We start from the raw sequence: 11,378 nt of genomic DNA, 5'->3' as shown, positions 1-11,378 counted from the left end.
CCGCCTCCTGGCTCCGCTGGGGAGACCCGGGGGCGACCGCTCGATAGCAAGGTGCTGGAGGATCCGTGGACCTGTCCCTGTCGACTCGCAATGTGTCCGGCCCTGGTGGCGACCGTACGGTCGTCGAGGTCGGTGGCGAGATTGATGTGTATACCGCGCCCAAGCTGCGCGAGCAGTTGGTCGAGTTGGTGAACGACGGCAGCTACCACCTGGTCGTCGACATGGAGGGCGTGGACTTCCTGGACTCGACCGGCCTCGGCGTCCTCGTGGGCGGCCTGAAGCGGGTGCGTGCCCATGAGGGTTCGTTGCGCCTCGTCTGCAACCAGGAGCGCATTTTGAAGATCTTTCGGATCACCGGTCTGACGAAGGTGTTCCCGATCCACACGACGGTCGACGAGGCCGTCGCCGCCACCGACTGACGCCCTGACGGCAGGTCCCGCCCCGGTCGTCGCCGGGGCAGGGTCACCGCCCGGTGCCGACCGCCGCAAGGCGGGGCTCGTACGGCATCGGCGCCTGATTCCCGGCGCCGGCCCTCTGGCTCGCCCCGGGCCGGCACGTACCTCCGCCACGGGGGTGCGGCTGCGGCACGGCCACAGCTGCGGCTGTGGTTCCGGGCCGGACCGGGCGCGGGCTTCGGTCGGGCGCCGGGGAGGCGTTACGGCCACGCGTCGGCGCGGCCGTGAGGCAGCGCTTCCGCGCGGGTAGGACAAGCCGTAGGCCCGGCGAGGGTGACACGGCGCGGGACCCGCGAGGGCCCCGTCCGTACCCGCCACGCCCGGTGCCCGCCGGGTGCGCACGCCCTGCCCGGGGCGCGCAGGCCCGCAGGCGCGCCCGCCAAGGGACGCGCACCCGAGGTGCGGGCGCCCGGGGCCGGCGGGTCGGCCCCGGACGGGGGCGGGGAAACGCCCGACGCGGGGTCAGAGCTCGGCCGACGAGTCTCGGCCGGTGGGGATGGACCGGGTGGTCCCGGGGCATCCGGAGGAACGGCAGGGATGCCGGGCAGCCGGCCCGGCGGGGTCCCTGAGACGCACGCTCGTACGCCCGAGGGGGACCGCATGGCCACCGTTGAACTCCGCTTCAGCGCCCAGCCCGAGCACGTCAGGACCGCCCGGTTGGTGGCGGCCGCCGTGGCGCGTCGGGCCGGGGTCGACGAAGCCGTGCTGGACGAGGTCCGGCTCGCCGTCGGCGAGGCGTGCTCGCGCGCCGTCGGCCTGCACCGCAGCAACGGCGTCGAGGCTCCCGTGCGCGTCCTCCTGAACGAGGAGGAGAAGGCGTTCTCCATCGAGGTCGGCGACGAGGTCCCCGGTGCCGGGGTCGCCGCGGCCGACGCCGCCGGAGTGCCCGGCTCGCGCGAGGGCGCGCCCACGCAGGACTTCGACGACGCGGAGGGCGAGGACCAGATGGGCCTCGCCGTGATCAGCGGGCTCGTGGACGACGTCGAGGTCTCCGCCGGCGAACACGGTGGACTCATTCGGATGAGCTGGCCCCGGCCGGGTTCGGTGGAACCCTCCTGACCCTTCCGGCGCACCGGAAACCCCCTCCCCAGGCCCTGCTGAGCAGGGCCTTTTTCCTTGCCCCGCTCCCCGCGATCCACTTTCCACACCCCCGCCCCATTACTGCGTCCGGGTGGATTTTCGGACTCGATCATTTGCCGACGGGCGAGCCCCGGACAATTCTGTTCTTCGGCGCCCTGTTTTGATCGGGTTCCGCTCCCTACAATCCGTCCACATCTTGAGTTCTGACGTCAAGGAGGACGAATGGCGGGGCTCTTCGACCCACAGCAGTCCTACGACTCGATCTCTCTCGCCGCCGCGGTTCTCACCGATGGGAACCGGACCATCGTGATCGTGATCGCGGCCGTGGCGCTGCTCGCCCTGATCGTCGCCCAGCTGCTGGTCCGGCAGGTGCTGGCCGCCGGCGAGGGCACCGAATCCATGAAGAAGATCGCCGCCGCGGTCCAGGAGGGCGCGAACGCCTATCTGGCTCGGCAATTGAGGACCGTGGGGATCTTCGCGGTCGTCGTGTTCTTCCTCCTGTTCCTCCTTCCGGCGGACGACTGGTCGCAGCGGGCGGGGCGCTCCCTGTTCTTCCTCGTCGGCGCCCTTTTCTCCGCCGTCACCGGATACATCGGCATGCGCCTCGCGGTCCGCGCCAATGTGCGGGTGGCGGCTGCGGCGCGTGAGGCGACCCCCGCGCCGGGCGAGCCGGAAAAGGATCTGACGGCCGTCTCGCACAAGGCCATGAAGATCGCTTTCCGTACGGGCGGCGTCGTCGGCATGTTCACCGTCGGCCTCGGCCTCCTCGGCGCCTCCTGCGTCGTTCTCGTCTACGCGGCCGACGCGCCCAAGGTCCTGGAGGGCTTCGGCCTCGGCGCCGCCCTGATCGCCATGTTCATGCGTGTCGGCGGCGGCATCTTCACCAAGGCGGCCGATGTCGGCGCCGACCTCGTCGGCAAGGTCGAGCAGGGCATCCCCGAGGACGACCCGCGCAACGCCGCCACCATCGCCGACAACGTCGGGGACAACGTCGGCGACTGCGCGGGCATGGCCGCCGACCTCTTCGAGTCCTACGCCGTCACGCTCGTCGCCGCGCTGATCCTCGGCAAGGCCGCCTTCGGCGACCTGGGCCTCGTCTTCCCGCTGATCGTGCCGGCGATCGGTGTCGTCACCGCGATGATCGGCGTGTTTGCGGTCGCGCCGCGGCGCGCCGACCGCAGTGGGATGTCGGCGATCAACCGCGGGTTCTTCGCCTCCGCGGTGATCTCCCTCGTCCTGGTCGCCGTCGCCGCCTTCGTCTACCTGCCCTCCTCCTTCGCGGAGCTGAAGGGCGTCACCGACGCCGCCGTCCAGGCCCACGACGGCGACCCGCGGCTGCTGGCGCTGGCCGCCGTCGCGATCGGCATCGTCCTGGCCGCGCTGATCCAGCAGCTCACCGGGTACTTCACCGAGACCGACAGGCGGCCCGTGAGGGACATCGGCAAGTCGGCGCTGACCGGCCCCGCCACCGTGATCCTCGCGGGCGTCTCCATCGGTCTGGAGTCGGCCGTCTACACGGCGCTGCTCATCGGCCTCTCCGTCTACGGGGCGTTCCTCCTCGGCGGTACGTCGATCATGCTGGCGCTGTTCGCCGTGGCGCTCGCCGGCACCGGGCTGCTCACCACGGTCGGCGTGATCGTCGCGATGGACACCTTCGGGCCCGTCTCCGACAACGCGCAGGGCATCGCGGAGATGTCCGGCGACGTCCAGGGCGCCGGCGCGCAGGTCCTCACCGACCTCGACGCCGTCGGCAACACCACCAAGGCCATCACCAAGGGCATCGCGATCGCCACGGCGGTGCTGGCCGCCGCGGCGCTGTTCGGGTCGTACCGGGACGCCATCGCCACCGCCGTCGCCGACGTCGGGGCCCGGGCGACCGAGCTGACGCTCAGCATGGACATCTCGCAGCCCAACAACCTCGTGGGCCTCATCCTGGGCGCCGCGGTCGTCTTCCTCTTCTCCGGTCTGGCGATCAACGCCGTCTCGCGGTCGGCCGGAGCGGTCGTCTACGAGGTGCGGCGCCAGTTCCGCGAGCACCCGGGGATCATGGACTACTCCGAGAAGCCGGAGTACGGGCGGGTCGTGGACATCTGCACCAAGGACGCGCTGCGAGAACTGGCGACCCCGGGCCTGCTCGCCGTGATGGCACCCATCGCGGTCGGCTTCACCCTGGGCGTCGGGGCGCTCGGCGCGTACCTCGCCGGTGCGATCGGTACGGGCCTGTTGATGGCCGTCTTCCTGGCGAACGCGGGCGGTGCCTGGGACAACGCCAAGAAGCTCGTCGAGGACGGGCACCACGGCGGCAAGGGCAGCGAGGCGCACGCCGCGACGGTCATCGGCGACACGGTCGGCGACCCCTTCAAGGACACGGCGGGGCCGGCGATCAACCCGCTCCTGAAGGTCATGAACCTCGTGGCGCTGCTCATCGCGCCCGCCATCGTGCAGTTCGGCCACGGGGCGGACGCCAGCCCGGCAGTGCGGGCCGTGATCGCGACGGTGGCGATCCTCGTGATCATCGCGGCGGTGTACGCGTCGAAGCGCCGCTCCGTGGCCGGGGGCGACGACGAGGACACGCCCCGGCGTGTCGCGAACCCGCCGGACGAGGTGACGCCCGCCCGCTGACGGCGTCGTGCCCACGGTGCGACACCAGGTCAGGCGCCCGGTGCCCGGGGTGCGACGAGCCCCGGCACCGGGCGCCGGCCCGTCACGGTGAGCCTTCTCTCTCTTGGTGCAAACGGCTACAAATGGTATGTAGCGGTCGTACGACACGCGGATGTCGCCCACTTGGCGTGTATGTTCCGGGGCCGAGAGCCTTGGAAGGGACCAATCCGGTGAACAAGAAGCTTGTAGCCGCGCTGTCCAGCGGTGCGGTGCTCGTACTGGTGCTGTCGGGCTGCAGCGACGACGGTGACGACGACCGCGGCAAGGTGGACGCCTGGGCCAAGACGTTCTGCGACCAGGCCAAGCCGCAGATCCAGAAGCGGGCCGACGCCCAGCAGACCATCATCTCGACGGCGGCCGACGGCAAGCCCGCCGACGTCCAGGCGGCCGACTCGAAGGCGTTCCAGGACATCGCCGACACGGACCGGGCGCTCGCCAAGGCGGTCCAGGACGCGGGCGTCCCGCCCGTCGAGAACGGTGAGAAGCTCCAGCAGGACGCCGTGAAGGAGCTCAACTCCACCGCGGCGGCCTACGAGGACCTGAAGAAGCGCGTCTCCGCCCTCGACCCGAAGGACCAGCAGAAGTTCGCCGACGGCCTCCAGGGCGTCGCCGACGGGCTGAAGCGGATCGAGAAGATGGACCAGGACGCGCTGGCCAAGCTCCAGTCGGGCGAACTGGGCCAGGCCATGGCCAAGCAGCCGGGCTGCCAGAAGCCGAAGACGTCCGTCGCGCCGACGAAGACGAGCGGCCCGGCCGCCAAGCCCGGCGCGGGCACGTCGGCGTCCCCGTCCACGGCACCCTCCGGTGGCGGCACGACCCCGTCACCGGCCGCGTCCGCGAAGCCCTCGTCGGCGTCCGCCAAGCCCTCGACGACAGCGAGCGGCGCGTCCGAGTAGCGGCACGCGAGAGGGACGCCCGCGTCCGAACAGCGGTACGCGGCGCACCCGTCCGGCCCGGTTTTCCACAGGGAAGCCGGGCCGTTCGTCTTTGTCCGTGGCGCCCCTCACAATGAGCATGTGAGTACGACCAGCCTGACCACCAGCCTCCCGGTGCCGGACCGCGCCTCCCGTCTGCGCACCGCCTTCCTGGCCGCCGACTTCACCGCCGACGGGCTGCTCGACCGGCTCGGGGCCACCGCCTACGCCGCCCTCGCCCGCAGCGAGACGGTGCCCGCCCTGCGCGCCACCCGCGGGGACGGGGTCCTGGACACGCTCGTGCGGCTGTTCCTCCTCCAGCGCCCCGTGCCGTACGAGCGGGCCGGCGAGGCCCTCCCGTTGGACGAGGCGCTCGCCGACGGCTGGGTGATACGGGACGGCGACGACGTCCGGGCCGTGGTGGACGTCCGGCCGTACGCTGGACCGGAAGGTCAGGACTGGTTCATCGTCTCCGACCTCGGCTGCGCCGTGGGCGGCGCGAGCGGGGCCGGCGGCAAGGGCGAGGGCGTCGTCCTCGGCGTGGGCGGTGCCTCCACCACGCTCGCCGGGCTCACCGTCCGTACGCCGGTCGCCTCCGCGCTCGACCTCGGCACCGGCTCCGGCATCCAGGCACTGCACGCCACGCAGCACGCCACGCGTGTGACGGCGACCGATCTCAACCCGCGCGCACTGGAGTTCACCCGGCTGACCCTTGCGCTCTCCGCTGCCCCGGAGGTCGACCTGAAGGCGGGCTCGCTCTTCGAGCCGGTTGCGGCGGAGACGTACGACCTCATCGTGTCGAACCCGCCGTTCGTCATCTCCCCCGGTGCCCGACTCACCTACCGGGACGGCGGGATGGGCGGCGACGACCTGTGCCGCACGCTCGTCCGCCAGGCGGGGGAACGCCTCAACGACGGCGGTTACGCCCACTTCCTCGCCAACTGGCAGCACGTCCAGGGGGAGGAGTGGCAGGAACGCGTCCGCTCCTGGGTGCCGGCCGGGTGCGACGCCTGGATCGTGCAGCGCGAGGTCCAGGACGTCACGCAGTACGCGGAGTTGTGGCTGCGCGACGCCGGGGACCACCGCGAGACGCCGGAGGAGTACGCGGCGCGGTACGAGGCGTGGCTCGACGCGTTCGAGGCGAGTGGCACCAGGGCCGTGGGGTTCGGCTGGATCACCCTGCGCAGGACCGCTGCGGGCGAGCCGTCCGTCGTCGTCGAGGAGTGGCCGCACCCCGTCGAGCAGCCGCTCGGCGAGACCGTGCGCGCCCACTTCGCCCGCCAGGACTACCTGCGGACACGCGACGACGCGGCCCTGCTCGCCGACCGTTTCGTGCTCGCCCCCGAGGTGGTGCAGGAGCAGGTCGGCCTGCCGGGCGCGGAGGACCCCGAGCACGTCATCCTCCGGCAGAACCGCGGCATGCGGCGGGCGACCAAGGTCGACACGGTCGGTGCGGGCTTCGCGGGCGTCTGCGACGGGTCGCTCAGCGCCGGACGCATCCTGGACGCCATCGCCCAGCTCATGGGGGAGGACCCGGTCGTCCTCCGCGACCGGACCCCGAAGGCGCTCCGCCTCCTCGTGGAGGAGGGCTTCCTGGAGCCCGCCGGACACGAGTCAGCGCCGGCCTGACCGGCGCTGCGACACGGTCGTACGGGGGACGGCAGGGCGGCCCGAGGTCCTGACGGTGCCGGGCGGGTGCGGGGGCCGCGTACCGGCGTGACGCGCGCCGCCGGGAGGCGGCGGGGGAGGACGCGGCCCAGGGCCGGGCGTTCCGTGGTCCGTCCGCCCGCCCCGGGGGGCCTCGGAGCCTGGCCCCAGGCCCCGTGGCTCGACCCTGGGGCCGGGTGCTCCGTCGTCCGCCCGCCCAGGACCGGCGTCGGGGTCCGACTCCCAGGGCCCCGACCCCGTGGCTCGACCCCACGGCCGGGCGTTCCGTCAGCCAGCCAGCCAGCCAGCCAGCCAGCCAGCCAGCCAGCCAGCCAGCCAGCCAGCCAGCCAGCCAGCCAGCCAGCCAGCCAGCCAGCCAGCCAGCCAACCAGCCCGCCCGGGACCGGCCTCGGGGCCCGACCTCAGGGCCTCGCCTCGTGGCCCGACCCCAAGGCCCCCCGTGGCTCCCCCGCAGGGCCTGACGTCCGGCCCCCCAAGGACCCCACCACCCCCAGGCCCCACCACCCCCAGGCCCCCCACCCCCGGGCCCCCCACCCCCGGGCCCCCCACCCCCGGGCCCCCCACCCCCCCAGGCCTTGCCCCCAGGCTCTGTGTCGGTGCCTGGCGGCGGCGCCGGCCGGACGTGCGGTGCGTGCGGCGCCGGGTGGGTGAACGGTGGCCCCAGGTCCCGTGCCGTTCACCCGTGATTCGCGCCCCCGACGTCCGGAGGTGTCAGCCTCACCCCCGGGGATACCCGCATCCCCGCCACCACGACGCGACCGAGCCGCAGCTGCCGGGTCTCCGCCGCAGGTGGCCGTCGACGGAGGATCCGTACGCGCGTACGGACGGAACGGGGTACGGCATGGAGAGCGGACCGGCCATCTTCGCCGGCGCGGCGTTCACGGTCTTCGGCGCGGGGCTGCTGGTGTGGACGGCGGCTCGGGTGACGCACCGCGCGCCGGTGGCCCACGGAGTGAGCCCGGCCACAGCCGTCGCCTTCGCGACCGTGTCCGGCGCCGCGTTCCTCGCGCTCGGAGTGTGGTGTTTCGGTCGTATCTGAGCGGCCGCGCCGGCCACCACCCCGCGACCCGCCGGTCGCCGGCGGCGCTCCGGACGCCCACAGGCGGCCGTCCGGAGCGTCCGGAGCCGCCCGGACCAGGGCCGCAGCCGCCGCGGGCCGGCCCCCGCCTCTGGGCCGGGAGGACCCGCGGAGCGGCCGGGCCCCGCCCCGCCGCCGGCCGCCGGGCGCGACCAGCCGGAACGGGGGCCTCCGCGTTATGAGGGGAGTCCGGGCGGCAGGAATGCCAGAACTCGGGTTACCGTTCGAGTGGCCGTTGCGGTCTTTTGCCGTTTGACACGGGGGCGGGTTGTACCGTCACACTCCGCAGCGACAGCAGCGCCACAGCCGTGGCGCAGTGCCCGCAGTGCCCGTGGTGCGACCCAGGCGGGTCCCGCGCCGCGCCGCACATGCCACCGAGCGCCGACCGGAGAGAAGAGCGAAGAGTTGTCCCCGACACGCGAGACCGCACAGGGCGGCCGCCGACTCGTCATCGTCGAGTCGCCTGCCAAGGCGAAGACGATCAAGAGCTACCTCGGCCCCGGCTACGTAGTCGAGGCGAGCGTCGGGCACATCCGCGACCTCCCCAACGGCGCCGCCGAGGTGCCGGAGAAGTACACCGGCGAGGTGCGCCGCCTCGGCGTGGACGTCGAACACGACTTCCAGCCGATCTACGTCGTCAATGCCGATAAAAAAGCCCAGGTCAGGAAGTTGAAGGAGCAGCTCGCCGAGTCGGACGAGCTCTACCTGGCCACCGATGAGGACCGCGAGGGCGAGGCCATCGCGTGGCACCTCCTGGAGGTCCTCAAGCCCAAGGTCCCCGTCCACCGGATGGTCTTCCACGAGATCACCAAGGACGCGATCCAGCAGGCCGTCGCCAATCCGCGCGAGCTGAACAAGCGCATGGTCGACGCCCAGGAGACCCGCAGGATCCTGGACCGGCTGTACGGCTACGAGGTCTCGCCGGTCCTGTGGAAGAAGGTCATGCCCCGGCTGTCCGCCGGCCGCGTGCAGTCCGTCGCCACCCGGCTCGTCGTCGAGCGGGAGCGCGAGCGCATCGCGTTCCGCTCCGCCCAGTACTGGGACCTCACCGGCACCTTCGGTACCGGCCGCCCCGGTGACGTCTCCGACCCCTCGACGCTCACCGCCCGCCTGGCCTCGGTCGACGGCCGGCGCGTCGCCCAGGGCCGTGACTTCGGCTCCGACGGCCGCCTCAAGGGCGACCAGGTGCTGCACCTCGACGAGGCGAACGCCCGCGCCCTGGCCGCCGGGCTCGCCGACGCGGCGTTCAGCGTCCGCTCGGTCGAGTCCAAGCCCTACCGCCGCTCCCCGTACGCGCCGTTCCGCACCACGACCCTCCAGCAGGAGGCGAGCCGCAAGCTCGGCTTCGGCGCGAAGGCGACGATGCAGGTCGCACAGAAGCTGTACGAGAACGGCTTCATCACCTACATGCGCACGGACTCCACCACGCTGTCCGAGACGGCCGTCGCCGCGGCCCGCGCGCAGGTCACGCAGTTGTACGGCGCCGACTACCTGCCGTCCGCGCCCCGGACGTACGCGGGCAAGGTGAAGAACGCGCAGGAGGCGCACGAGGCGATCCGCCCCTCCGGCGACCGCTTCCGCACGCCCGCCGAGACCGGGCTGACCGGCGACCAGTTCCGGCTGTACGAGCTGATCTGGAAGCGGACCGTCGCCTCCCAGATGAAGGACGCCGTCGGCAACTCCGTCACCGTCCGGATCGGTGGCAGGTCCTCCGACGGCCGGGACGCCGAGTTCAGCGCCTCCGGCAAGACGATCACCTTCCACGGCTTCATGAAGGCGTACGTCGAGGGCGCCGACGATCCGAACGCCGAGCTGGACGACCGCGAGCGCCGCCTCCCGCAGGTCACCGAGGGCGACGCCCTGACCGCCGAGGAGATCACGGCCGACGGCCACGCCACCAAGCCGCCCGCCCGCTACACCGAGGCGTCGCTGGTCAAGGAGCTGGAGGAGCGCGAGATCGGCCGCCCCTCGACGTACGCGTCGATCCTCGGCACGATCCTGGAGCGCGGCTACGTCTTCAAGAAGGGCACGGCGCTCGTCCCGTCCTTCCTCTCCTTCGCCGTCGTCAACCTGCTGGAGAAGCACTTCGGCCGGCTCGTCGACTACGACTTCACCGCGAAGATGGAGGACGACCTCGACCGGATCGCCCGCGGCGAGGCGCAGGCCGTGCCGTGGCTGAAGCGCTTCTACTTCGGTGAGACGGTGCCCGGCGGCGGGTTCGCCCAGGGCGGCGCGGCCGCCGACGCGGGCAACGGCGACGGCGACCACCTCGGCGGTCTGAAGGAGCTGGTCACGGACCTCGGCGCCATCGACGCCCGGGAGATCTCCTCCTTCCCGGTCGGCGACGGCATCGTGCTGCGCGTCGGCCGCTACGGCCCCTACATCGAGCGCGGAACGAAGGACGAGGAGGGCCACCAGCGGGCCGACGTCCCCGACGACCTCGCCCCCGACGAGCTCACCGTGGAGCACGCGGAGGAGCTGCTGGCGAAGCCCAGCGGCGAGTTCGAGCTGGGCAACGACCCGGCGACCGGGCACATGATCGTCGCGAAGGACGGCCGCTACGGCCCGTACGTCACGGAGATCCTCCCCGAGGGCACCCCGAAGACCGGCAAGAACGCGGTGAAGCCGCGCACGGCCTCCCTCTTCAAGTCGATGGCGCTCGACACGGTGACCCTGGACGACGCGCTCAAGCTGATGTCGCTGCCGCGCGTCGTCGGCACCGACGCCGAAGGCGTGGAGATCACCGCGCAGAACGGTCGCTACGGCCCGTACCTGAAGAAGGGCACGGACTCGCGGTCCCTGGAGAGCGAGGACCAGCTCTTCACCATCACCCTGGACGAGGCCCTCGCGATCTACGCCCAGCCCAAGGCGCGCGGTCGTGCGGCGGCCAAGCCGCCGCTGAAGGAACTGGGCAACGACCCGGTGAGCGAGCGCCCCGTCGTCGTCAAGGACGGCCGCTTCGGCCCGTACGTGACGGACGGCGAGACGAACGCGACGCTCCGCAGCGGCGACAGCGTGGAGACGATCACTCCGGAGCGCGGCTTCGAGCTGCTCGCCGAGAAGCGCGCCAAGGCGCCGGCGAAGAAGACCGCCAAGAAGACGGCGGCCAAGAAGACGACGGCGAAGAAGACCGCGGCCAAGAAGACGACCACGGCGAAGACGGCGGCGAAGAAGACCACCGCCAAGAAGGCGACCGCCACGGCGTCGACGGCGGCCGGGACGGCCACGGCGAAGAAGGCGGCGGCGAAGAAGACGACGGCGAGGAAGACGGCGGCGGAGTCCGCCGCGCCCGACGCGTAGGCGTCCCGCGCCCCGTGCCCACCCGGGCCCACCTCGCCGCTTGGCGCCGGTGGGCCCGGGTGGGCACGCTGCTGTACGGCGGCCCGCTGCCGGACCTGCCTCGCGGCCCGCCGCACCGTCCGTAGTGCGGCCCGCGAGCCGATCCGCCGTCCGTCCCGCCGCCCGACCCGCCAGCCGCCGGACGGTCGGCCCGCCCTCCGGGTCGCCGAGCCGGAGGCCCGG

General features: G+C 72.7%; 7 protein-coding genes. All 7 read left to right on the top strand.

Features of this window, described 5'->3' with window-relative positions:
• The first annotated feature begins 65 nt into the window (after positions 1 to 65).
• The 7 genes from ACF053_RS09405 to topA all read left to right on the top strand — a co-directional run bounded on the left by ACF053_RS09405 (position 66) and on the right by topA (position 11,156).
• Positions 66 to 419, top strand: coding sequence for an STAS domain-containing protein (locus ACF053_RS09405; RefSeq protein WP_003967428.1), 354 nt, complete (start codon positions 66 to 68; stop codon positions 417 to 419).
• A gap of 636 nt (positions 420 to 1,055) precedes the next feature.
• On the top strand, positions 1,056 to 1,514 hold the full coding sequence (locus ACF053_RS09400; RefSeq protein ID WP_058940854.1) for an ATP-binding protein: 459 nt from the start codon (positions 1,056 to 1,058) through the stop codon (positions 1,512 to 1,514).
• A 243-nt stretch (positions 1,515 to 1,757) separates the two neighbouring features.
• Positions 1,758 to 4,157, top strand: a complete 2,400-nt coding sequence (locus ACF053_RS09395) for a sodium-translocating pyrophosphatase (RefSeq protein WP_391953327.1) — start codon at positions 1,758 to 1,760, stop codon at positions 4,155 to 4,157.
• A gap of 209 nt (positions 4,158 to 4,366) precedes the next feature.
• Complete coding sequence (locus ACF053_RS09390; protein WP_391953326.1) at positions 4,367 to 5,092, top strand: small secreted protein; 726 nt, start codon at positions 4,367 to 4,369, stop codon at positions 5,090 to 5,092.
• A gap of 120 nt (positions 5,093 to 5,212) precedes the next feature.
• Complete coding sequence (locus tag ACF053_RS09385; protein WP_391953325.1) at positions 5,213 to 6,739, top strand: DUF7059 domain-containing protein; 1,527 nt, start codon at positions 5,213 to 5,215, stop codon at positions 6,737 to 6,739.
• Positions 6,740 to 7,619: 880 nt separating this feature from the next.
• The gene (locus ACF053_RS09380) at positions 7,620 to 7,817 is read left to right on the top strand and encodes a hypothetical protein (RefSeq protein WP_391953324.1); all 198 of its coding nucleotides are present in this window, start codon (positions 7,620 to 7,622) and stop codon (positions 7,815 to 7,817) included.
• A gap of 444 nt (positions 7,818 to 8,261) precedes the next feature.
• On the top strand, positions 8,262 to 11,156 hold the full coding sequence (topA, locus tag ACF053_RS09375) for a type I DNA topoisomerase (RefSeq protein ID WP_391953323.1): 2,895 nt from the start codon (positions 8,262 to 8,264) through the stop codon (positions 11,154 to 11,156).
• Positions 11,157 to 11,378: the final 222 nt, after the last annotated feature.

Source organism: Streptomyces kanasensis, assembly GCF_043077165.1.
GTDB classification, from domain to species: Bacteria; Actinomycetota; Actinomycetes; order Streptomycetales; family Streptomycetaceae; genus Streptomyces; species Streptomyces changanensis.
Note: the sequence above shows the minus strand (reverse complement) of the source record. Positions and strands in the feature narration are given on the sequence as shown.